At 67.1% G+C, this 22,186-nt stretch carries 16 protein-coding genes; 5 read left to right on the forward strand and 11 right to left on the reverse strand.

Features of this window, described 5'->3' with window-relative positions:
• Nucleotides 1-218 precede the first annotated feature (218 nt).
• The 3 genes from ACGTN6_RS01845 to ACGTN6_RS01855 form a co-directional block, all read right to left on the reverse strand.
• Nucleotides 219-2,369 (reverse strand): TonB-dependent siderophore receptor, encoded by a 2,151-nt coding sequence (locus tag ACGTN6_RS01845; RefSeq protein WP_394589522.1) that lies wholly within the window; start codon nucleotides 2,367-2,369, stop codon nucleotides 219-221.
• 141 nt (nucleotides 2,370-2,510) lie between these two features.
• Nucleotides 2,511-3,809: a lysine N(6)-hydroxylase/L-ornithine N(5)-oxygenase family protein gene (locus ACGTN6_RS01850; RefSeq protein WP_394589523.1), complete on the reverse strand. Its 1,299-nt coding sequence runs from the start codon at nucleotides 3,807-3,809 to the stop codon at nucleotides 2,511-2,513.
• A 26-nt stretch (nucleotides 3,810-3,835) separates the two neighbouring features.
• Nucleotides 3,836-4,897 carry a GNAT family N-acetyltransferase gene (locus ACGTN6_RS01855; protein WP_394589524.1) on the reverse strand — a complete coding sequence of 354 codons (1,062 nt, stop codon included), beginning with the start codon at nucleotides 4,895-4,897 and terminating at the stop codon, nucleotides 3,836-3,838.
• A gap of 224 nt (nucleotides 4,898-5,121) precedes the next feature.
• On the opposite strand from ACGTN6_RS01855, the gene ACGTN6_RS01860 reads away from it, so the two are divergent.
• Nucleotides 5,122-6,756, forward strand: a complete 1,635-nt coding sequence (locus tag ACGTN6_RS01860; protein WP_394589525.1) for a cyclic peptide export ABC transporter — start codon at nucleotides 5,122-5,124, stop codon at nucleotides 6,754-6,756.
• Between the two features lie 190 nt (nucleotides 6,757-6,946).
• Nucleotides 6,947-7,558 (forward strand): superoxide dismutase, encoded by a 612-nt coding sequence (locus tag ACGTN6_RS01865; protein ID WP_394589526.1) that lies wholly within the window; start codon nucleotides 6,947-6,949, stop codon nucleotides 7,556-7,558.
• A 264-nt stretch (nucleotides 7,559-7,822) separates the two neighbouring features.
• On the opposite strand, the gene ACGTN6_RS01870 is transcribed toward ACGTN6_RS01865, so the two are convergent.
• A complete protein-coding gene (locus tag ACGTN6_RS01870) occupies nucleotides 7,823-8,590 on the reverse strand; it encodes an ABC transporter ATP-binding protein (RefSeq protein WP_394589527.1) in 768 nt (255 codons plus the stop codon).
• A 451-nt stretch (nucleotides 8,591-9,041) separates the two neighbouring features.
• On the opposite strand from ACGTN6_RS01870, the gene fhuF reads away from it, so the two are divergent.
• From fhuF to ACGTN6_RS01885, 3 genes are all read left to right on the forward strand, one after another.
• Nucleotides 9,042-9,857 (forward strand): siderophore-iron reductase FhuF, encoded by an 816-nt coding sequence (gene fhuF, locus ACGTN6_RS01875; RefSeq protein WP_394589528.1) that lies wholly within the window; start codon nucleotides 9,042-9,044, stop codon nucleotides 9,855-9,857.
• Entirely contained in the window at nucleotides 9,854-11,533 is a 1,680-nt protein-coding gene (locus ACGTN6_RS01880; protein ID WP_394589529.1) for a multidrug ABC transporter permease/ATP-binding protein, read from the forward strand. The genes fhuF and ACGTN6_RS01880 overlap by 4 nt, the downstream gene beginning before the upstream one ends.
• Before the next feature lie 117 nt (nucleotides 11,534-11,650).
• Nucleotides 11,651-13,450 carry an ABC transporter ATP-binding protein gene (locus ACGTN6_RS01885; RefSeq protein ID WP_394589530.1) on the forward strand — a complete coding sequence of 600 codons (1,800 nt, stop codon included), beginning with the start codon at nucleotides 11,651-11,653 and terminating at the stop codon, nucleotides 13,448-13,450.
• Nucleotides 13,451-13,519: 69 nt separating this feature from the next.
• Here ACGTN6_RS01885 and ACGTN6_RS01890 read toward each other — a convergent pair whose 3' ends face one another.
• The 7 genes from ACGTN6_RS01890 to ACGTN6_RS01920 all read right to left on the reverse strand — a co-directional run bounded on the left by ACGTN6_RS01890 (nucleotide 13,520) and on the right by ACGTN6_RS01920 (nucleotide 22,168).
• Nucleotides 13,520-14,107: a PadR family transcriptional regulator gene (locus tag ACGTN6_RS01890; RefSeq protein ID WP_394589531.1), complete on the reverse strand. Its 588-nt coding sequence runs from the start codon at nucleotides 14,105-14,107 to the stop codon at nucleotides 13,520-13,522.
• A 114-nt stretch (nucleotides 14,108-14,221) separates the two neighbouring features.
• On the reverse strand, nucleotides 14,222-16,216 hold the full coding sequence (locus ACGTN6_RS01895; protein ID WP_394589532.1) for a TonB-dependent receptor domain-containing protein: 1,995 nt from the start codon (nucleotides 16,214-16,216) through the stop codon (nucleotides 14,222-14,224).
• 102 nt (nucleotides 16,217-16,318) lie between these two features.
• Nucleotides 16,319-17,017 (reverse strand): O-methyltransferase, encoded by a 699-nt coding sequence (locus ACGTN6_RS01900; RefSeq protein ID WP_394589533.1) that lies wholly within the window; start codon nucleotides 17,015-17,017, stop codon nucleotides 16,319-16,321.
• On the reverse strand, nucleotides 17,014-17,787 hold the full coding sequence (locus tag ACGTN6_RS01905; protein ID WP_394589534.1) for a heme ABC transporter ATP-binding protein: 774 nt from the start codon (nucleotides 17,785-17,787) through the stop codon (nucleotides 17,014-17,016). The genes ACGTN6_RS01900 and ACGTN6_RS01905 overlap by 4 nt, the downstream gene beginning before the upstream one ends.
• Before the next feature lies 1 nt (nucleotide 17,788).
• Entirely contained in the window at nucleotides 17,789-18,841 is a 1,053-nt protein-coding gene (locus ACGTN6_RS01910; RefSeq protein WP_394589535.1) for a FecCD family ABC transporter permease, read from the reverse strand.
• Nucleotides 18,838-19,704 (reverse strand): heme/hemin ABC transporter substrate-binding protein, encoded by an 867-nt coding sequence (locus ACGTN6_RS01915; RefSeq protein ID WP_394589536.1) that lies wholly within the window; start codon nucleotides 19,702-19,704, stop codon nucleotides 18,838-18,840. The genes ACGTN6_RS01910 and ACGTN6_RS01915 overlap by 4 nt, the downstream gene beginning before the upstream one ends.
• Before the next feature lie 382 nt (nucleotides 19,705-20,086).
• Complete coding sequence (locus ACGTN6_RS01920; protein ID WP_394589537.1) at nucleotides 20,087-22,168, reverse strand: TonB-dependent siderophore receptor; 2,082 nt, start codon at nucleotides 22,166-22,168, stop codon at nucleotides 20,087-20,089.
• Between the last annotated feature and the right edge of the window lie 18 nt (nucleotides 22,169-22,186).

Raw genomic sequence — 22,186 nt, forward strand, 5'->3', positions numbered from 1 at the left:
GAGAGACGCGATTCGTCCAGGCGAGAGCGAGGACCAGCGGGGCCGCAGGTGCTGCCGCTCAGTGGGATGAGGAACGCTTGGCGATGGCTATCGGAGTCGTGGCGGAGGGCGGCGAGGCCGGGCCGGGGCGCTGCTGACAAGGGGGAGAGAAAAACCGGCAGTGGTGTCGGTGGGGGGCTAAAGAAGCGACGGGAGCAGGCCCCCGTCGCGGAATTGGATCAGAAGGCGTACTTCATGGTGAGCATGGCGTTGCGCGGCGCACCATAGTAGTTGTGCTTGGTCAGTCCCCTGACGGTGGTGTAGTACTCCTTGTCGGTCAGGTTGTTACCGTTCAGCGCGATATCCAGGTGCTCGTTGACGCGATAGCCCACCAGGGCCGATACCGTGGTGTAGCCGCCTTGCTCGATGGTCTGGCCACCGCTCTCGGCATAGGTACCGCTGAGGGTGTTCAGACCGGCCCCGATGCGCCAGCCATGGGTCGGATCGTCGCTGAAGCGGTAACGGGTCCAGAGGTTGACGTTATGCTTCGGCGTGTCCGGCGAGAAAGTGAGTCCCTCGTTGCTGTCGTCGCGAACGTAGTCGGTGCTCGTGTAGGCGTAGCCGGCGGTGACGTCCCAACGAGGCGTGAGCTGGCCGCTGACTTCCGCTTCGAAGCCCTGGCTCTCGACCTCGCCAACGGGAATCGAAAAGGCGGGGTTGTCGGGGTCCTGGAAGGCGCGGTTGTTGTCCTCGATGTGGAACACCGCGGCATGCCAGTTCAGCCGGCCCTCATGATGCGACCCCTTGATCCCCAGCTCGACCTGATCGCCCTCGCGCGGCTCCAGGGTGTCGCCGTTGCTGCGCGTGGCCGTTTGCGGCTCGAAGATGCCGGTGTAGCTGGTGTAGAGGTTGAGATCGGGCGTGAGCCGGTAGATCAGCCCCACGTAGGGGGTGAACTCGGTGCCGCTATCCTCGGTGTCGTTATTGGTCGTCTCCCACCAGGTCACGCGGCCGCCCAGCGCCAGGGTAAGGGCGTCGGTGAAGTTGAACCGCGCCTGCCCGTAGGTTGCCGTCTGCTCGGTGCTGGCCTGCAGTGGGTTCCATGTCGGGAAATCCGGCTCGGGGCTGTCGTGGTTGGGCTCGAAGACGTTGTTGGGGAGATAGAGAGGATCACCAAAGGCGTATTGCTGGTCGATGGTGCTGTCCTGGTAGCTGGTCCCGAGTACCGCCTCGTGGGTGCGACCGAAGAGACCGAAGGGCGACTGCAACTGAGCCTCGAGGTAGTCGTCCTGCTTGTCCAGGTCCCAGGCGATCTGTCGGGTCGCGAAGTCCCCCGTGGTGGGATCGGCGGCAAGCACGCCCTCGCTGCTCTTCTTCAGGCGGGTGTCGCGCTCCACGCGGTTGGCCTTGAGGGTGATCGAGCCGCCGTTGTCCAGGCGATGCTCCAGCTCGGCGAAGTAGCGTTGGGCGTCGCCGGTCTGGCGGTCCCACCGCGAGCCGAGGTAGGTCGAACGGTCGGCGTTCACCAGTGAGCCGTCGCTGTAGGCGGGGAGACCCGAATGGGGGCGATATTCCTCATCCTGCACCGTCGCGCCGATCGACAGCGTGGTGGCCGGGGTCAGGTCGAATTCCAGCGTACCGTAGCCGACCTGGTTCTCCGAGTAGACATGATCGATGAAGGAGTCGCGGTCATCGTAGACGCCGACGAGGCGGCCGCGCACCCGGCCTTCCTGGTCCAGGGCGCCGGTGACGTCGACCACACCGCGGTAGGCGTCCTCGGTGCCTGCCGAGAGCGCCACACTGGCCTGACTTTCCGCCAGGGCGCGCTTGCGTGCCATGTTGATGGTGCCGCTGGGCTCGCCGGTGCCATGCTGGATACCCGCGGGGCCGCGCAGCACCTCGATGCGGTCGAACAGCGCGGTGTCGAACATGCCGCTGCTTTCCCAGGAGCTGCCCACGTCCTGAACGGGGCTGCCGTCGACCAGGAAGAAATCGGAGACGTAACCGCGCGCCTTGATTTCGTACTGGCTCGGGCCGAACTGCCTCACGGTGAGGCCGGTGGTATTTCTCAGCGCATCGGCCAGGGTGGTGAGGTTCTGGTCGTCGAGGCGTTCACGGGTGACGACGCTGACCGACTGGGGGGTTTCCTTGAGCGAGCGCTCGCTCATCCCGATGGTCGCCCGGTCCGAGGTGTAGGAGCCGCTATTCTCGGTGGCGGCATCCCGGATCATTTCCTCGGTCACCGTGACGGTCGGTAGGGTGCCGGCGTCATCGGGACGGTTGGCCGAGGCGGCATCCTGTGCCAGGGCGGGAGCGGTGACCAGCAGGGTGCCGCAGGCGTTGGCAATGGCATACGCCAGCCACCGCCTGCGAAAGGCAGGGTGATGCATGAACAATCTCCATGGTTCCTTGAGTGATCCCGTGAAACTGAATTTTTATACTAATGATAATAATTCTTGTTATTTTTAAAAATACAGGCTGCGCTAGCAAAATTCAACGGCCAATGGCCCTGCGACGCAGCCTTCAGCGAATCAGGTAAAGGCCAGGGGACGCTTGTCGTCCTCTGTGGCGACCGGGCGTGCCGTCTCGCGTAGCGACGCGCACAGGGCGGTGGTGATTTCCTCGGTGCGGCTGGCCAAGATCGACAACAGCGTATCGCTTAGCCCGTGGGTGGGCTCGCAGCAGCCCTGGAGGAAGATCACCGGCTTGAAATGGGGGGGCGTGAACAGCCGGTAGTGGCGATCCACGGCGAAGTCCGAGAGTTGATCGGCGAGCGGGTCGAGCAGCGACTTGTGCGTGTCACGCTGGTAACCGGTGGCCAGCACCACGGCGTCGTAGGCGGCCTCGTCGGTGTGCCCGTCTTCCAGGTTGCGCACGACCAGGTGGATGCCCTCGTCCGACGCCCGGGCCTGATCGACCTCGTGGCGGCGACGGAACAGATGACGGGCGTTGCCCGTGACTTTCTGCTGGTAGAAGACATCGTAGATCTGCTGGATCAGATCCAGGTCGGGTGCCGAGTAGTTGGTGCTCTTGTACTCCTCCAGCAGAGCCTGGCGCTGTCCGGTGGGGTTGTTGAACACGTAGTCGGTGTATTCCGGGTTGAAGATCTCGTTGACGAAGGGGCTGTCGTCGGAGGGCTTGAAGGCCCAGGTGCGGGTGATGAGGTCGACCTCCGTCCCCGGCCGATTGTGCAGGTCGAGGAAGATCTCGGCGGCGCTCTGGCCGGCGCCGATGACGGCGATGCGGCGCGGCGAGTCCTGCCGTGCGAGATCCCGGAGATAATGGCTGGAGTGGAAGACCCGCGTGTCGTCGCGCAGGTCGGTGAAACAGGTCGGCACGTTGGGGGCGCCTCCCACGCCGATGACCAGTGAGCGCGTCAGTCGCTCGTGAAGGCGTCCGTCGCCATCGCGCGAGCGGACACGCAGGAAGTCGACCTCGTCGCCCCGCATCTCGGGCAGGATCTCGACGACCTCCTCGCCATAGGCGCAGCGGTCGTCGAAGTGGGAAGCGGTCCAGCTCAGGTAGTCGTTGAACTCGTGGCGGCTGGGAAAGAACGTTTGCAGATTGATGAAGTCCTGCAGGCGCCCCTTTTCATGCAGGTAGTTCAGGAAGGTGAAGCGGCTGCCGGGATTGCGCGGCGTGACCAGGTCCTTCAGGAACGAGATCTGCATGTGGGCGTGGTCCAGCAGCATGTGCGGATGCCAGGCGAAGCTGGGCTGGCGCTCGATGAAGAAGGCGTCGAGCTTGTCATCGCCTTGCTCCTCGAGCGCGATGGCCAGGGCGATGTTGGAGGGGCCGAAGCCGATACCGATCAGGTCATGGATAGGCATGAGGTTTCCTCGGGGTTGGAAGGTGGTCAGACAGCGGGGGCCGAGCCAGGGTGAGGGGAGGCCGGCACCCAGCGGCGCTCGGCGAAGAAACGCTCGCGCTGCAGCATGCCGAGCATGGCGCGCTTGTGCGGGAAGTCGAATTCCTTGACCAGCGCATATCCGCACTTGCCCAGGTTGCGCAGCATCTTGGCGTTATCCACGCGGGGTTCGATGACCAGGCGGTTCGTCCGGCGGTCGTCGAGAAACAGGTAGTGCGAGATGGAAGGCATCCAGGCGGCGACGTAGGGCCGGCCGCGGAAGGCGGCCTCGCCGATCAGCACGTGCCAGCCGCGATCGAAGTCTCCGACGTCGTAATGGGGCGCGATGCGGTCGTCCTTGGCCCAATACGCCTCGAAGTAGCCGAAGGGCGTATCGTCGAGGCAGGCGATGAGCGGGACGCTATTGAGATCCTGGAGCGTGCTTTCCAGGCGCTCTCGATGCTGGGCCATGTCACCCTCTTCCTCCCAGAACCGGGCGACGATCGGGTCGTTCATCCAGCGGTGGAAACGCGCCAGATCCCGCTCCGGATCGGCGACGCGAAAGCTCAGGAGTTGGGAGAGCCACGGTATATGGCGGCGGTAGACGGTGGTGCCGGGCGCAGGCATGACACCGGGTGGTGTGGGGGTGCCGCCAGCATCGGCGACAGCGTGCCACATTCGGGCAAACCGGAAGAAGTCGTCCTGCGCTATCCGTACGAGGCCGTCACGCCGCGTTGCCACCCTGCCGATGCGTTGCAGTTCGGCGGCATCGACCAACGCGGGGGGCAGCAGCAGTTCGGGAAGCTCAGGCCGTCCGGCGAACACCGATTCGACGGCGGCGAGGGTGTCATGGATGTTCGGGCCGCTCGAACATGAGCCGGCCCAGTCCAGCACCAGGCCGTCTTGGTCGGCCGAGAGTTGCCACCAGCCGCACTCCCTGCCCTGGGAGTCAAGTGCGATCAGCCCGGAGGAGACATGACGGATCTCGAACTCGCGGCCTTCGGGGCGGGAGCGGAAGCCACTTTGGCGCGGCGGAATGGAGCGCTGTGGCTCCTGAACGGTATCCAGCACTGGCAAGCTCCTTTGACGGTGTGCCGAGGGCGGAAAGCGCCCCTTCTGACACCCAATGACGAATGAGTATGCTTCTTATTAAGATTTTTTCGTCGTCTTCGCCGCCGCCACGCCAAGATCCGTGGTCTCCGCGTGGGAGCGTATATGCCGTAGCGGAGATTGCTGAACACCGGGCGATGTCCTTCGTCCTTGACGGATAGATTCCCTGTCTAGCCGAGGTCGTCGTGCTGCTTCATCTGATTCGACAGTTCCACTGGCTAATGCTCGCCGCGGTCGTGGCCAGCATCGCCGGTGGCCTTTGTAGCGTCCTGTTGGTGGCGCAGATCAATGCCGCCCTGACCGCCGACGCCGCAGCGCGTCTCGATCTGGCATGGCGATTCGCCGCCATCGCCGTGGCCGTGATGCTCAGCCGCACCCTGGCGTCGATGCTGTTCGAGCGGCTGGGACAGGCGACGCTGGCCGAGTTGCGACGCTTCATCGTGGGGCGTGCCATGGACGCCGACTATTATCGCCTCGAGAAACTGGGCGGTGCCCGGGTGCACTCCGCCTTGTCGGAACACAGCACCAATGTCGCCCAGTTCTTCGTCAGCCTGCCGGGGCTGCTGACCAATGTGGTCATCGTCTTCGGTGGGCTGGTGTACATGGCGCTGTTGTCGTGGCAGGTGTTCCTCATCGCTGTGGCGGTCATCGGCCTGGGATCGGTCGGCTATCATCTGGTTCATCTGCGCGCGATCCGCCATCTCAACGCGGCCTCGGTCGAGCAGGATCGGCTGTTCGGCCACTTCCGGGCGCTCACCGACGGTGCCAAGGAACTGCGCCTGCACCGCCGAAAGCGTGACGTCTTCGTCTCCGGCGAGCTGGGCACGTCGATCGACCTGGTGCGCCGGGCGCGGACCCGAGGGATGTCGCTCTTCGTGGCGTCGACCAGTTGGAGTCAGTGCCTCATCTACGCCTTCATCGGTCTGGTGCTGTTCGTGCTGGTCGGTTCCGGACCGGACAGCGCCCGGGTGATGACCGGTTTCGCCCTGATGCTGGTGTACCTGGTGACGCCACTTCAGGCCCTGCTGGTGAATATTCCGCGTGCCAACCTGGCCTTCGCCTCGGCACATCGCATCGACGAGATCACCCGGGAACTGCCTTCTCCCGCGCAGGGCTCGACGGCGGCGTCGCCGACACGCCTGGAAACGCTGGAGCTGCGGGGTGTCAAGCATCGCTACTACCACGAGCAGAGCGACGACTTCTTCGAACTCGGTCCGCTCGACTTCGTTTTCACGCCGGGTGAGGTGACCTTCCTCGTCGGCGGCAACGGCAGCGGCAAGACCACCCTCGCCAAGTTGCTGGTGGGCCTCTACACCCCCGAGGAGGGCGAGATCTGGCTCGATGGCGAGCGTATCGAGGCGTGCGATCGTGATGCCTATCGGCAGCTCTTCTCGGTGGTCTTCTCCGACTTCCATCTGTTCGAACGCCTGCTGGAAGCCCATCGAACCGACCTCGACGAGGAGGGCAATCGGCTGCTGGCCAAGTTGCATCTCCAGCACAAGGTGCGGGTCGAGGAGGGCGCCTTCACTACCCAGGCCCTCTCACAGGGTCAGCGCAAGCGCCTGGCGCTGGTCGTCGCCTACCTCGAGGATCGTCCTTTCCTGGTGTTCGACGAGTGGGCGGCGGACCAGGATCCGCTGTTCAAGGACGTTTTCTACCGGGAAGTGCTGCCCGAATTGCGGACCATGGGAAAGGCGGTGCTGGTGATTTCCCACGACGACCGCTATTTCCCGCTCGCCGATCGGCTGCTGCGGCTCGAGAGCGGTAAGGTGATCGCCGACTCCGTCTCATCCGGCGACGCCGCCTGCTGCCCGGCGTGACCCCGAAGGTCGCACGCGCCGGACCGCAGTGTGGCAAACAGGAATGCGTATCAATCTGGCGGCGGGGAGTGATATCGGATAGAGTGATAATGATTGCTATTTATTTGGCTCTCAGCGGGCTTGCGTTGCCATGCCGCTGGATGGCAACGGGTACACACCCCGTGATTTTCTGACCAGGAGGACTATCAACATGCCGCATTCGTTGCCCGACATTCCCTACGCCTACAATGCCCTGGAGCCGCACATCGATGCGCTGACCATGGAGATCCATCATTCGCGGCATCACCAAACCTACGTCAACAACCTCAACGCCGCCCTGGAGGGCACCGGCCTCGAAGAGGTGCCGGTGGATGAGCTGATCGCCAACCTCGACCGGGTGCCGGACGACAAACGCCAGGCGGTGATCAACAACGGCGGCGGTCATTCCAACCACTCGATGTTCTGGCAGTTCATGTCGCCCCAGGGCGGCGGCGCACCGGAGGGCCGGGTCGGTGAGGCCATCGAGCGCGAGCTGGGTGGCTTCGAGGCTTTCAAGGAAGCCTTCACCAAGGCGGCCCTGACGCGCTTCGGCAGCGGCTGGGCCTGGCTTAGCGTCACCCCGCAGAAGACGCTGGTGGTGGAGAATAGCCTCAACCAGGACAGCCCGCTGATGCACGGCAACACGCCGGTGCTGGGGCTGGACGTCTGGGAGCATGCCTACTACCTGAAGTACCAGAACAAGCGTCCCGACTATATCGCCGCCTTCTACAACGTGGTCGACTGGGCCGAGGTCGAGCGGCGCTACCAGGCTGCCATCGCGTGAGGCGAGACGGTTACCATCGGCTTGCCGGAAGGACATAGGCGGCCGAGTAGCCGTCGGCATTCCTCCATCAGATGTTCATGATGGATCTGTGGCCGAGCCAGCGTGCTCGGCCACGTTGCGTCTGCACGAAGTGCGCGAAATGCGACTTGGTCCTAGGCGTCGTACACCGGCAAGCCGGCGGTATCGTCGCCGGTAATGCCGTGACCTGGTGCCGTCTTGCCGGCATCCCGCGCCCGGGGAGCTCGTGCGCCATGCCTCATGGACTCAGTGGGCGACAGCGATGTGATGATCGCCATTGGGATGCGGCATTACGCGCATCGGCAAGCCGTAGATGGCTTCGAGATTGGTGTCGGTCATCATCTCGTCGGGGGCGCCATGGGCCAGTACCCGCCCGCTGTGCAGTGCCAGCAGGCGGTCGCAGTAGCGCGAGGCCATGTTGATGTCGTGTAGCACGATGATCACGCCCAGGCCCAGTTCATGGCAGAGCTTGCGCACCAGGGCCAGCACCTCGACCTGATGGGCGATGTCCAGCGCCGCCAGCGGCTCGTCGAGCAGCAGGAAGCGGCTCTCCTGGGCCAACAGCATGGCCAGCCAGACCCGCTGGCGCTCGCCGCCGGACAGGGTGTCCACCAGGCGGTCGGCAAAGTCCTCGGTATGGCTGAGCTGGATGGCGCGCTCGATGGCGGCCTTGTCCGCCGAGGTGTGACGTCCCAGCAGGCCGCGCCATGGATAGCGGCCGAAGCCGATCAATTCGTGACCGGTCAGGTTCTCGGCGCTGGGCAGTTGCTGGGGCAGGTAGGCGACCCGGCGGGCGAACTCGCGCTGGCCCCAGTCACGCACGGCCCTGTCATCGAGCAGGATTTGGCCCTGGCTGGCCGGCTGCTGCTGTGCGAGCAGCTTGATCAGCGTCGACTTGCCGGAGCCGTTATGGCCGATCAGACCGTAGACCTTGCCTTCCTCGAAGCGGTGCTCCACGGGGTGGAGCAGGCGCTTGCCGTTGACCTCGAAGGTGGCGCCCTGGACCTCGAACATGGTGAATTCCTTGCGCAATGATTCTCGCCCTATAGAGTAAACGAGAATCGTTATATATATCTACCGTGGCGCTTCCATAGCCGAGATCAAGTCAGCGCCCTGTCGGTGAGCAGGGTGATCTTCCGTCGGGTCCAGCTTTTCAGCGGGGAAAGTCGGACGACAATACATCTGAGAATCGTTTTCATGTAGAGTGTAGCACGGCGCTATGCCATTACGGTCGGCATTGAACCCGAAGGCGTTCAGCAAGACGTGTGGCGGGGTGATGGAGGCGGTAGGCATGAGAGGGCAGTTGGGAGAGTACTCATGACGAACCTGGCGATACGCGGCGTATCACCGAACCGCGCCCACCTGCTCTTGCTGATCCTGTTCTGACTGGGGCTGCCGTTCCAGGGCGGGGGATTGTGGGGGCTGCGGCGACTATGAACGATGCCACCGGCAAGGGAGATCTCGAATGACCGACATGCCACTCGCCTCGCTGCGCCGGGGCGCCCCCGCCGAGGCCGTGCTGGCCCTGTATCGTCAGCCGCCCCTCGACGCCCTCAAGCCGCCGGCCTTCGAAGCGCCGGAAGGGCCCACGCTGCCGGTGGCGGCGCTGCTCGAGCGGGAGACGCTGACGGAGTTGCTGGACCGCTTCACGGCCAGCTTCGGGGAGGACGCCGATCGCCGTGCGGCGGCCTCGATCTGGTCGAAGTTCCATCTCAGCGCCGTCTCGATACCGGCCCTGGTCGCCAATCTGCTGCTGGACCTCGAGCTGCCGGTGGCGCCGGACGAGATGCGGCTCAGCGTGGGCGACAGGGGCCAGACATCGCGGCTGTGGCTGCCCCACGGCGGCTGGCCGCTGAGCTCTCAGGCGCCGGAGACGCGCTTCCGGCGGTTGATCGACGCCCACTGTGGCCCGCTCATCGAGGCTCTGGCCGGGATCTCGGGGCTGTCGCCCAAGGTGTTCTGGAGCAACCTCGGCCATTACGTGGAATACGCGGGGCAGACCTGTAACCGGCACCCCGACTTCGCTGGCTCCGGCGAGCCGCTTCTGCGCTTGCTCGAGATCCGCACCCTGTCGGATGGACGCCGCAACCCGCTTTTTCGCCCGATCCGCTATCTCGAGCTGGGTGGCGAGGCGCCGGCCCGGGTGCGACGGCTGTGCTGCATCAAGTATCGCCTGCCCGAGGAGGCGCTGTGCGGCGGTTGCCCGCTCAAGCCTGAGAACCTGCCTGCCAAGCGCGGGCGCAGACGACCGAGAACCGATATCGCCGGGGAGGATGTGTGAGAGAACTCGTCAGGATCGTGTGGCAGGACTATCGTGGTCCGTTCCTCGCCGTGGTGGCGCTGAGCCTGGCCAGTGCCGGCCTGGGCGTGGGGGTGATCGCATTCATCAACCAGCGGCTGCTCGATACTTTCGCCGACCCCTGGCGCGTGCTGCCGACGTTCCTGGGGCTGATCGCCTTGCTGCTGGGCATCACGCTGGCCTCGCAGCTGGCCCTGACCACCCTGGGCCACCGTTTCGTCTATCGGCTGCGCAGCCAGCTGATCAAGCGCATCCTGGACACCGACATCGAGCATCTCGAGCAGATCGGCGGCGCACGGTTGCTGGCCAGCCTGTCCACCGACGTGCGCTACATCACCGTCGCTTTCGTGCGCCTGCCGGAGCTCGTGCAAGGGGGCGTGCTGACCCTGGGGGCGAGCCTCTATCTGGCCTGGCTGTCGCCGTCGCTGCTCGGCGTCACCGTGCTCTGGGTGTCGCTGGTGCTGGTGGTTGGCTTCCGGCTGGTGAAGCGCGTCTACCGGCAGATGGCGAAGGTGCGTGATGTGGAGGACCGCCTCTACGAGGACTATCAGGCGATCATCGAGGGCAGCAAGGAGCTGACGCTCAACCGCGACCGTGCCGCCTGGCTTTACCGGGATCGCTATCTCCCCCATGCCGAGGACTATCGTCGCCACATCGTGATCGGCGACACCTTCCACCTCAGCGCCATCAACTGGTTCAACATCATGATGCTGGGCGCCATCGGCATGGTGTTCATCCTTGCCAACGGCCTGGGCTGGGCGTCCGTGCAGGTGGCCACCACCTTTTCGCTGACCCTGCTGTTCCTGCGTGCGCCCCTGATCCAGGCGGTGGGCGCCTTTCCCACCCTGATCAATGCCCGGGTCGCCTTCGAGAAGCTGACCGCGCTGGCGCTGGCCGAACATCGCCCCGAGTTCGATCGCGCCGCGGGGGGCCACGACTGGCAGACGCTGTCGCTGGACGCAGTGAGCTATCGCTACCCGCCGCAGCAGGCACGGCCGGGCTTCGCCGTCGGGCCCATCGACCTGACGCTGACGCGCGGCGAGGTGGTGTTCCTGATCGGTGGCAACGGCAGCGGCAAGTCGACCCTGGCCCGGCTGCTGACCGGACTATACCGCCCCCACGAGGGCAACATCCGGATCGACGGTCGGCCGCTGCGCGAGGCGGAATGGACGGTGTACCGCCAGCAGATCTCGGCGATCTATACCGATTTTCATCTGTTCGACCGCCTGATCGGCCCGGAGGGCAGCTCCCCCGATCCGTCGCTGGTGGCCGAATGGCTCGCCGAGCTGGGCATGCAGGACAAGCTGGATCTCGAGGGCGACCGGGTGACCAGCATCAAGCTGTCCCAGGGGCAGCGCAAGCGCCTGGCCATGCTGCTGGCGGTGGCCGAGCAGCGCGACCTGCTGCTGCTCGACGAGTGGGCCGCCGACCAGGACCCGCAGTTCCGGCGCGTCTTCTACCGGGAGCTGCTGCCGCGGCTGCGGGCATCGGGCAAGACCCTGGTGGTGATCAGCCACGACGATCACTACTTCGATGTGGCCGACCGCCTGCTGGAGATGCGCCATGGCCGGTTGCACGAGCTGACCGGCGGCGCTCGCCAGGCGGCCAGTCGCGACGCGCTGGCGCGCATCGAGAACGCTCCCCAAGCCGGTTCCTGAGCGGCGCCCGCGGCGGGACAGGTGCTCGTCGACAGGGTATGGTAGCCATCCCCGCTCGCCCGGCGGCGCCATGAGGCCGCCGGGCGACGCCCTCTGCGCTGCCATGGAGAGTCACGCATGTCGAGTACCAGTAGCTTCCGGGCCCTGGGACGCCTGTTGCGCTACGCCCGCGGCTATCGCCGACGGATCGTCGCCGCCACCGCCTGTTCGATCATCAACAAGCTGTTCGATATCGCCCCGGAGATCCTCATCGGGGTGGCCATCGACGTGGTGGTCAACCAGGAGGACAGCTTCGTTGCCGGGCTGGGCTTCACCTCGGCGAAGGAGCAGATCCTGATCCTCGGGGTGCTGACCTTCTTCATCTGGGCCGGCGAGTCGCTGTTCGAGTACCTCTACCAGATCCTGTGGCGCAACCTGGCCCAGCGGTTGCAATCCGATCTGCGCCAGGATGCCTACGAGCACGCCCAGCGTCTGGACATGGGCTTCTTCGAGTCGCGCAGCTCCGGGCAGCTGGTGGCGACCATGAACGACGACGTCAACCAGCTCGAGCGCTTCCTGGACGGCGGCGCCAACGCCATGATCCAGGTCGGCGTCACCGTGGTGGCGGTGGGCGCGGTGTTCTTCGTGCTCTCGCCGCTGATCGCGCTGCTGGCCTTCACGCCGATCCCGCTGATCGTGTGGGGCGCCTTCTACTTCCAGCGCAAGGCCGGGCCGCTGTACGCCGAGGTGCGCGAGCGGGTCGGCGAGCTCTCGAGCCGGCTGTCCAACAACCTGGCGGGTATCGCCACCATCAAGAGCTTCACCGCCGAGGCCCGCGAGGCCGAGCGCCTGCGCCAGGCAAGCGAAGCCTATGTGGCGGCCAACCGCCGGGCGATTCGCATCAGCTCGGCGTTCATTCCGGTGATCCGCATGGCGATCCTCACCGGCTTCCTGGCCACCTTCACGGTGGGCGGCATGATGGCCCTGCGCGGCGACCTCAACGTCGGCGCCTACGGCGTGCTGGTGTTCCTCACCCAGCGGCTGCTGTGGCCGCTCACCGGGCTGGCCCAGGTCATCGACCTGTTCGAGCGCGCCATGGCCAGCACCCGGCGCATCCTCGACCTGCTGGCCACGCCGATCCAGGTGCGTGACGACGCCGGCCAGGCGCTCGCCGCCCCGGTGCGTGGCGAGGTGCGCTTCGAGGGCGTGGCCTTCCGCTACGGCGAGTCCGGCGCCGGGGTCGAGGGCATCGACCTGGCGGTGCCGGCGGGGCATACCCTGGCGCTGGTGGGCGCCACCGGCTCCGGCAAGTCGACGCTGATCAAGCTGCTACTGCGCTTCGTCGAGCCGGCCGCGGGGCGGGTGACCGTCGACGGCCAGCCGCTTCACGAGGTCTCGCTGGCCTCGCTGCGCGGGGCGATCGGGCTGGTCAGCCAGGACGTCTACCTGTTCGAGGGCTCGATCCGCGACAACATCGCCTACGGCAAGCCCGACGCCGGGGAGGCCGAGATCGTCGCGGCGGCGCGCACCGCCGAGGCCTGGGACTTCATCCAGGCGCTGCCCGAGGGGCTCGACACCGCGGTGGGCGAGCGCGGCGTGCGGCTCTCCGGTGGTCAGCGCCAGCGCTTATCGCTGGCCCGGGCGCTGCTCAAGGATCCGCCGATCCTGGTGCTCGACGAGGCCACCAGCGCGGTGGACAACGAGACCGAAGCGGCCATCCAGCGCTCGCTGCGTCGTATCGGCCACGGGCGCACGGTGATCATGATCGCCCACCGCCTCTCGACCATCGTGCACGCCGACGAGATCGCGGTGATCGAGGCGGGGCGGGTGGCCGAACGCGGCACCCACGGCGAGCTGCTGGCCCGCGACGGGCGCTACGCCGCCCAGTGGCGGGTGCAGACCGGCGAGCTGGAGGCGGCGGAGCAGCCGTTCGGCTGAGGCGCGTCGCCCCTTTCCCCGCTGTCCCTCGCGTCCTCCAGGCGAGGCGCGGCGATGGCCCGCCGGGATTCAGCGCTGGGCTTCGTCGCGGATGCGTGCCGCGGTGTCCTGCAGCAGGAGCAGGATGCGTCGCTGGGCTGCCGGCGAGGCATGACGGCTCTCGTGGAGGGCGGCCTTGAGGTCCATCCGTGCGCCGAGCATGTCCTGGGCCAGCGGCATGGCCTCGGTCTCGTCGTCCAGTGTCTGGCTCAACGAAGCGAAGAGGGCGTTGAGCTTGCGTCCGGCCGATTCGAGGCGTGCCCTGACCCGCCGGGCTGTCGTGGCGTACTCGTCCAGATAGGCGTGTCCCTCGTCCGTAAGCCGATAGTACTTGCGGCGTCCCTGACGCTGCTGGCTCACCAGCCCGCGCTCGGTCAGTCCGCCGAGCACGGGATAGAGCATGCCGGGGCTCGGTCGATAGAAGCCGTTCGAGAGCTGCTCGATGTGATCGCTAAGCCGGCTGCCGTAGCTTTCTCCCTCGTTCAGCAGGGCGAGGGAGACCAGGCCAAGGTCGTGGGCGGACAGCTTGCGGGTGGCGGGCATGCCCAGCGGTAGCGCGGCGTCCTGGCCCGAGTTCGGGGTGGTGTCGTCGTGTCGTGAGGAAAGCTGATCGGGCATCGAGACGCCTTGAGCAGTTGGAAAGGGCGCGGTGCGACATTGTAGGGGCCGCCAAGGGGTTGCGCCATGCATGGCCGGGAGCGGCCTGGCCGCTCCCGGGGTAGTTCGCGGTGGTCAGAATTGCAACTGCAGGCCGGCATTGAAGCGTCGGCCGTCCAACACGCGGCCGTAGTCGTCCTGATCGATCTCCTTGTCGAACAGATTATAGATGCCACCGTAGAGGGAGACCGTGGGCGTCAGCGCATGGCGTACGCCAGCGTCGACCAGCGTATAGCTGGGGTAGGCCTCGCTTAGCCCGCCACGACCGGCGACCCGCTCGGCCTGGCCCTTGTAACGGGCCCGGGACCACAGGCGAGTCTGAGCACTGGCCTGCCAGTCCAGGCCCAGGGTGGCGCGATGCCGTGGCTGGTCGTTGAGCGGCAGGCCGCGGTTGGCGCCACTGCGCTGTTCGCTGTCGGTGAAGGTGTAGGTGGCACGCATCTCCAGCCGCTCGCTCAAGGGAGCGTCCAGGCTCAGCTCTAGGCCGTTGACGGTGGCCTCGTCCACGTTGGTGTACTGATACAGGGCCGTATAGGCCTCGCCCTGGTAAAAACAGCTCGTATCGCCCTCCCGGGTATCGCAGATCACCGGCTTTTCGATCTTGTCTTCGTAGTCGGTGTGGAAGAGGGTGGCGCCGGCGGCCAGGCCGGTGTCTCCCTGCCACAGCGCGGCCAGCTCATATGTGGTGCTCTTCTCCGGATTGAGGTCGGAGTTGCCGATGTCCCGGCAGTCCGCGCAGCGAGGGCCGCCGCCGCCCTCGATCCAGTTGGAGTCGCCCTGCTTGAGGTCCGGGGTGCGATAGCCGGCGCTCACGCCGCCCTTGAAGGTCAGCTGGGGGGTGGCGCTGAAGACGCCGTAGAGGCGCGGCACGAACTCGTTGCCGTAGTTCTCGTCCTCGACCCAGCGGGCGCCGGTGGTCAGCGAGAAGCGCTCGGTGAGGAACCATTCGTCTTCGGCGAACAGTGCCATGTCCCAGCGTTCCAGGGTCTGCTCGCCGAAGCCGCGATCAGGGTTCTCGGTGCGCTGCTCGCGATACTGCGCGCCCAGGGTGAGCAGGTGGTCGCCGAACGTCATGACGGTGGCGCTATTGGCGGTGACCCGCTCGTAGACCGAACGGTAAGAGCTGTCGTCCTGCTCGAGCGTCTCGCGCTGCACGTAGCTGCGGGTGGTCAGGCCGTCGCCCCAGTCGAGGGTATGACGCAGCGCCTGGTGGCGGCGTCGGGTATCGAGGTCGCGGTCGCTGCCGGTCATGTCGGCGTCTGCCCGGGTGTCCTGGGTGCCGTGTCCGGCCTCGAAACTGAGGTGGTTGGCCTCGTCGGGGGTCCAGTCCAGCTGGGCGCTGATGTCGCGGCGGTCGTACTCGCTGAAGCCGCCTTCGCGGCGGTCTTCGTCGCGCTGCAGGGTGGAGCCGGTCAGGGTCGCCGACAGCCTGTCTTCGACCAGTGGTCCGCTGAGACGGAATTGGGCTTTCTGGCGATCCCCGGAGGCCGAGTCCTCCTGCACCATGGTATCGAGGTTGACCGAGCCGCCCCAGTCCTCGGCGACCGGCCGGGTAATCACGTTGATCACCCCGCCCAGGGCGTCGGAGCCGTATAGCGTCGACATCGGGCCGCGGATCACCTCGATGCGCTCGATGGCGGAGATCGGCGGCAGCCAGCCGAACTCGGCGCCCGAGCCGTAGCCGTTGTAGTAGGCCTGCTGGGAACCCTGGGGAATGCCGTCGACCAGGATCAGGGTGTATTTCGCATCCATGCCGCGAATCGAGATCTCGCCGGTGCCGCCCTTGCCGGAGGGACCGTCGTCGACGTAGACGCCGGGAACGTCCTGCAGCGCCTGGGTGATGTCGCGGTAGGACTTGCCCTCGAGCTGGTCGCGGGTGACCACCGATATGCTGGCGGGGGCGCGTACCGGGTCGACGGCATAGCCGGACGCCGAGGCGGAGGTGACCGTCATGGTGTCGAGGGTGGTGGCTGCGTCCTGGGCCTGGGCGGCGCCCGCCAGGCAGCACAGCGAGGCGCCGCCGAGGAGCAGGCGCCGACGGGCGAGGGGATGGCGGAGGTTTGAAGTCATGGGGTTTGCGCGTTCCCTTATGTGGCGATGGTTGGGGCCAGCGACGGCCGTGACGTCGTTGTCGGCCGGCCTTCGACGCGGGCCGGCTCTGGGGCCCGGCGTTCAGCCGCGATGGCGCGAGACGCTGAACATGCCGCGACCGACCGGTATCAACCGGCTGGTGAAGCGAGGGTCGCGGAGGATCTCGTGACGGAAGTCGCCGGGCGTCTCGTCGAAATGGTCGAGGTTGTCGGCGACCATCCATGCCCCCGGGGCCAGGCTCGGCAGCAGGCATTCCAGGACCGGTAGATAGAGCGACTTGTCGCCGTCCAGGAACACGAAGTCGACGGGGTCGGTGACGTCGCCGAGGGTCTCCAGGGCGTCGCCCAGGCGAATCTCGGCGCGCTGCGCGAGGCCGGCGTCGCGCAGGTTGGCCAGGGCATGCTCGCGCTTGTTGGCGTAGTACTCGCTGCCGATGACGTGGCCGTCGTTGTCCTCGGCGGCGGCCGCCAGGTAGAGCGTCGAGATGCCGAAGGAGGAGCCGAACTCGACGATGCGGCGTGCACCGGCGGCCCGGGCCAGCATGTACAGCAGCGCGCCCTGGGCGGGGCCGATGGACAGGTAGGCGTGCTGGAAATGCTGGGCCTCGCGGAAATCACGCCAGCCGCGACGTGGGGCAGGCGCCTCGGCGCCGTCTTCGGCCAGGGCGGCGCGCTCCTGGCGCCGGGCCTCGGCCTGGGCGCGAGCCTCGGCGTGCTCGCGGTCGAGGGTGCGGGCGACATCGTCGCGGTCGAGGGTGTCGGTCATGTGAACTCCGGTCATGTGAACTCCTGGGTGGGGGCGGTCGTGACGACCACCGGGCAATGGCGATCCGGGTGCGACATCACGCACACGGGCTGGCGATAAACGTGCTCCAACTGACGCCGCTCAAGCACCTCCCAGGGCGTGCCGTGGGCCACCAGGCGCCCCTGGTCGAGCAGGGCCAGGCGGTCGGCATGGGCGGCCGCGAGGTTCAAGTCGTGCATCACCGCGACCACGCAATGCCCCTGGGCGGCCCAGCCGGCGGCCAGGCGCAGCAGGCGTTCCTGGTGACGCAGGTCGAGGGCGGCGGTGGGTTCGTCGAGCAGCAGCAGCGGTGTCTCCTGCACCCGCACGCGGGCGAAGGTGGTGCGGGCCTGCTCGCCGCCGGACAGCGTCATGGCGTCGCGTCCGGCCAGGTCGGTGATCTCCACGTCGGCCATGGCCTCGCCGATGCGTCGGTCGTCGTCTTCCGGGGGTAGGTCGCGCAGGGCGCGGCCCATGCGCACCACCTCCTCGACCCGATAGGCGAAGCGCAGCACGCTGTCCTGGGGCATCACCGCCCGCCGGGCGGCCAGCGCGCGGATGCCGTAGGCTTCGATCGGGCGGCCGTCGAGCCGCACCTTGCCCCGGCTGGGCGCGCGGTCACCGGCCATCAGGCCGAGCAGCGTCGACTTGCCGGCCCCGTTGGGGCCGATCAGGGCGGTCAGGCTGCCGGCGGGGCAGTCGAGGGAAACGTCGTCGAGCAGCGTCCTGCCGCCGAGCGTCAGCGAGAGGTTGTCGAGTGTCAGCATGTCAGCGCGCTCCCGGGCCGCGCCGGGCCACCAGCCACAGGAAGAAGGGCCCGCCGAGGCTGGCGGTCAGAATGCCGATGGGGATCTCGTTGGGCGGGTCCAGGCTGCGCGCGCCGAGGTCGGCGAGCATCAGCAGCAGGCCACCGCCCATGGCGCTCAATGGCAACAGGTGGCGATGGCCGGGGCCGATCAGGGTGCGCACCAGGTGCGGCACCACCAGGCCGATGAAACCGATGGTGCCGGTGAAGGCCACCGCGGCGGCGGTCAGTAGCGCTGTCAGGGCGATCAGTCGGCGCCGGAGCCGGTTGACATCGACCCCGGCGTGGCGGGCCTGGCGCTCGCCGAGGGCGAGCAGGTCCAGCGATACCGCTTGGCGGCGCAGCAGCAGCAGGCCGAGCAGGGCCAGCGGGGCGACGGTCAGCACCGGCGTCCAGGCGACCCGAGCCAGCGAGCCCATCGACCAGAACATCAGGCTCTCCAGCTGCTCTACGCTGGCCAGATAGGTCAGGTAACCGGTCAAGGCGCCGGCCACGGCGTTGATGGCGATGCCGATCAGCAGCAGCCGGGCGTTGTCGCCCTCGACCCGGGATTGGCGCGCCAGCAGGTAGATCAGCCAGGTGGTGAGAAAGCCGCTGCAGAAGGCGCCGACCGGCAGCGTCCAGGCGCCCAGGGCGTCGATGCGCAGTACGATGATCATCACCGCGCCGAGCGAGGCGCCGCTGCTGACGCCGACGATGCCTGGGTCGGCCAACGGATTGCCGAACAGGCCCTGCATGGCGGCGCCGGCCATGGCCAGGGAGGCGCCGATCAGCAGCGCCATCAGTGCGCGAGGCAGCCTGAGGTCCCACAGCACCGCATGGGCGACGGCGTGCTCGTCGGCGGTGGCGAAGGGTGAGGCCAGCGCCGCCAGCAGTGCCCGGGGGGCGACGGGCACCACGCCACTGGCCACGCTGATCGCCAGTCCCGCCAACATGGCGAGCGCCAGCGCGCCATACAGCTGGTGCGTGCGAGAAGGACGGCGGGGCACGGCGCTTGAGGTCAGTGTCTTGATCATGGCGCGTGCAGCGCCTCGGCCAGGGCATGGGTAGCGCGTCCGCTGCTAGCGCCATCGAACTTGACCGCGGCGTGGTCGAGCACGACCAGGTGGCGCTGACGTGCGGCCGGGGTATGGGCGAGCCCCGGGACCGCGTCCCAGATCCCCGCGGCACCGCCCAGGGCGGGCAACTCGCGACGCGAGACCAGCACCGCCTCGGGAGCCATGGCCATCACGCCCTCGGCGCTCAGCGTCTGATAGCGGTCGAGGCCGGCCTCGGCGCCGACGTTGAGGCCGCCGGCCCGACGGATCAGCGCATCGGCGGAGGTCGATCCTCCGGCGCCGGTAACCGACCCCGTGGCGCCGGCGCCGCTGCTGGAGAGGTGCAGCACGCGAACCGCGGGCCGCCCGTCACTCAGGGCGTCGGCGCTGGCGTAGCCGGCCTCGATGCGGGCGACCAGCGCCTGGCCGCGCTCCCGGCGATCCACCAGCGCGGCCAGGCGCTGCACCCGCGTGACGGCCGGTAGGGTGCGCTCGAGCATCACCCGGGCGATGCCCAGGCGTTCTGCCTGCTCGAGCAGCGCGGCGTCGCGCTGCGGGTTGCCGCCGACCAGCAGGTCTGGGGTGTGGGCGAGCAGGCCCTCGGCGGACGGCTGGCGCTGGTAGCGTGCGGCGTAGGGCAGCCCGCCTGCCAGCGTCGGGTCGTCCGGGACCAGCACCAGTCGCTCGCCCGCGCCCAGGGCCTCGAGGATCTCGGCGTGGCCGGGGTCGAGCACCGCTATGCGGGAGGCGGCGCGGGTGTCGGTGGCGAGCAGTATCGTGGCGAGCATCGCGAGCGCAAGGCACCAATGCCGATACGGGACGGAGGGCAGGGCAAGGGTCATTTCCCGGGTTCCTGATGGGTGTCTGGTGAGCGTGAGTAATTATCTTACGATAATTTGAATGAGAATCTATATCATTGTTAATGCGAAGTCCAGCCTGCCCACGCAATGGCGGAGACGACCGGCCCGGTTCAGGGATAAGCCGCCATGGAGCAGCGTCGAGCAGGGAGGGGGTGATACGGGAGAGTGATACGGGAGAGTGATGCGAGAGAGTAACGCGGGAGTGGAATACGGCGAGGGATGCGAGGGGGTGGCCGTGCGGGGGTGGGCGCGAGGACGACGTGGGCGAGCGCCGGCGAGCCGAGAGGGCGCCGGACGAGACGGCCCGACGCCGCACCGGCGGCCCGAGGGCCGCCGGTGCGGAGCGTGAGGCGACTCGGCCGAATCAGAAATCGTAGCTAACGGTGGCCTTCACGCTGCGCTCGGCGCCGAAGTAGCAGTACTGCAGCGAGTTGCAGGACGCCACGTACTCCTTGTCGAGCAGGTTGTTGACGTTGAGTCGCGCGGTGATGCCCTCCATACCGACCTGGCCGAGGTCGTAGCTGAGGGCGGCGTCGACTAGGGTGTAGTCCGGGACCTGTTCAGTGTTGGCCCGGTCGGCCTGGATATCGGCGTGGTAGCGAACGCCGAGGCCCGCGCCGAGGCCCGCGAGGGCGCCGTCCTGGGCTGCGTAGGCGCCCCATACGGAGGCGATGTGGCGGGGGGCGTAGATGGCGCGGTTGCCCTCGTTGCCGTCGTCGCTCTTGGCATAGGTGATGTCGGTGAAGCTGTAGCCTGCCTGGAGGCTCCATTCGTCGGTCAGCTGGGTATGGGCCTCGAGCTCGACGCCCTGGGACTCGATCTCGCCGATGGCGCGATACGGGTCGGTGGGCTGCTCCTTGGTGGCAACGTTCTCCTGGTCGATATGGAACAGCGCGACGCTGTAGCGGTCCCTGGAGCCCTCGGGCTGGAACTTCACCCCGGTCTCGAGCTGATGCCCCTCCATCGGCTCCAGCAGGTCGCCGCTGGCGTCGACGAAGCTGGTCGGCGTGAAGGCGGTGGAATAGCTGACGTAGGGGGCCAGGCCATTGTCGAACAGGTAGAGCAGCCCGGCGCGGCCGCTGAACTGGGTGTCGTCCAGCTCGCTGGTGGCGCCGCTGGCTTCATTGGTGTTCTCGATGTCGACCCAGTCGTAGCGTCCCCCGAGGGACAGGCGCCAGTTGCCGATGGCCATCTGATCCTGGACGTAGACCCCGGTCTGGCGAATGTCGTGCTGTTCCTCGGTGGCGGCGTACATCGCCGTGGGCTCGGCGCCGTATTCGGGATCGAAGGCATCCAGCGTCGGGAAGGCGCCGGAGGGCCAGTTCACTTCGTTCTCACGTTTCTGGTAGTCGGCGCCGAACAGCAGGGTATGGTCCACGGCGCCGGTGACGAGCTCGGCCTGGAGCTGGTTGTCGACGGTCCAGGCCTCCATGGACTCCTCGCCGCCGGAGTAATAGCGGTTGAGCTCGGTGTCGTTGGCCCAGCCAAAGCCGTAGACCTGGTCGAGGGTCACGTCGGTATTGAGGTAGAGCAGCTTCTGGCGGGCCGTCCAGGCGTCGTTGAAGCGGTGCTCGAGGTCGTAGCCGATCAGGCGCTGGGTGCGCTCGAACTTGTCGTAGTCGTCCTCGCCATCGAAGAAGGTGTTGTCGATACGGCGGCCGTTGCGGCTGTCCACGGCGCCTTCGTAGGGCACGCCGGAGTGATAGCCGCCCTCGGGGTCCTGCTGCAGGTAGGCGTGCAGGGTCAGGCTGGTGTCGTCGGTGATGTCCCAGGTCAGCTGCGGGGCGATGGCGTAGCGCTGCTCCTCAACCGGCCCGAACTGGGTGTCGGCGCTCTCGGCCAGGCCGGTCAGGCGAAAGGCCAGGCGGCGCTCGTCGTCCAGTGGGCCGGTGAGGTCGAAGGCGGCGCTCTTCTGGGCATTGTTACCAACGCCGAGACGCAGCTGGCCCGCGCGTTCGAACTCGGGGCGCTTGCTGGTCAATGACACCAGGCCGCCGGGGGAGGCGCGGCCATAGAGCACCGAGGCCGGCCCCTTGACCACCTCGATGCTCTCGAGGAAGTAGGGATCGATGACCAGCGAGCTGTAGGAGTTGGCATCGCCCATCAGCTTGAGGCCGTCGAGGAAGGTGTTGCTCAGGCTGCCGTCGGAGAAGCCGCGCAGCACGATGTAGTCGTAGCGGTTGGAGGCGCCGACCTGGTTGGCGTATACCCCGGGGGTGTAGTTCAGGGCGCGCTGCACCGTCTCCGCGCCTTTCTCCTCCCATTCTTCACGCGCCACCATCGAGGTGGCCTGGGGCGTCTCGTTGAACGGCGTCTCCGTCTTGGTGGCCGCGGTGCCGGTAACGGTCAGGGTGGAGAGCTGTTCGGTGTCCTGGGCCTGGGCCATGAACGACGAGCCGGCGGCGGCGAGCGCTACCGCCAGCGCCAATGGGCGTGGGGTCGACATGTGGGTGATCCTTGGTGT

This window comes from Halomonas sp. B23F22_20, assembly GCF_043496985.1.
Classification (GTDB): Bacteria; Pseudomonadota; Gammaproteobacteria; order Pseudomonadales; family Halomonadaceae; genus Halomonas.

What these genes read in the sequence shown, in the direction of transcription:
- ACGTN6_RS01845 (WP_394589522.1), bottom strand. Translation starts at nt 2,369, where the DNA reads ATGCATCACCCTGCCTTTCGCAGGCGGTGGCTGGCGTATGCCATTGCC.
- ACGTN6_RS01850 (WP_394589523.1), bottom strand. Translation starts at nt 3,809, where the DNA reads ATGCCTATCCATGACCTGATCGGTATCGGCTTCGGCCCCTCCAACATC.
- ACGTN6_RS01865 (WP_394589526.1), top strand. Translation starts at nt 6,947, where the DNA reads ATGCCGCATTCGTTGCCCGACATTCCCTACGCCTACAATGCCCTGGAG.
- ACGTN6_RS01870 (WP_394589527.1), bottom strand. Translation starts at nt 8,590, where the DNA reads ATGTTCGAGGTCCAGGGCGCCACCTTCGAGGTCAACGGCAAGCGCCTG.
- fhuF (WP_394589528.1), top strand. Translation starts at nt 9,042, where the DNA reads ATGACCGACATGCCACTCGCCTCGCTGCGCCGGGGCGCCCCCGCCGAG.
- ACGTN6_RS01885 (WP_394589530.1), top strand. Translation starts at nt 11,651, where the DNA reads ATGTCGAGTACCAGTAGCTTCCGGGCCCTGGGACGCCTGTTGCGCTAC.
- ACGTN6_RS01890 (WP_394589531.1), bottom strand. Translation starts at nt 14,107, where the DNA reads ATGCCCGATCAGCTTTCCTCACGACACGACGACACCACCCCGAACTCG.
- ACGTN6_RS01895 (WP_394589532.1), bottom strand. Translation starts at nt 16,216, where the DNA reads ATGACTTCAAACCTCCGCCATCCCCTCGCCCGTCGGCGCCTGCTCCTC.
- ACGTN6_RS01900 (WP_394589533.1), bottom strand. Translation starts at nt 17,017, where the DNA reads ATGACCGGAGTTCACATGACCGACACCCTCGACCGCGACGATGTCGCC.
- ACGTN6_RS01905 (WP_394589534.1), bottom strand. Translation starts at nt 17,787, where the DNA reads ATGCTGACACTCGACAACCTCTCGCTGACGCTCGGCGGCAGGACGCTG.
- ACGTN6_RS01910 (WP_394589535.1), bottom strand. Translation starts at nt 18,841, where the DNA reads ATGATCAAGACACTGACCTCAAGCGCCGTGCCCCGCCGTCCTTCTCGC.
- ACGTN6_RS01915 (WP_394589536.1), bottom strand. Translation starts at nt 19,704, where the DNA reads ATGACCCTTGCCCTGCCCTCCGTCCCGTATCGGCATTGGTGCCTTGCG.
- ACGTN6_RS01920 (WP_394589537.1), bottom strand. Translation starts at nt 22,168, where the DNA reads ATGTCGACCCCACGCCCATTGGCGCTGGCGGTAGCGCTCGCCGCCGCC.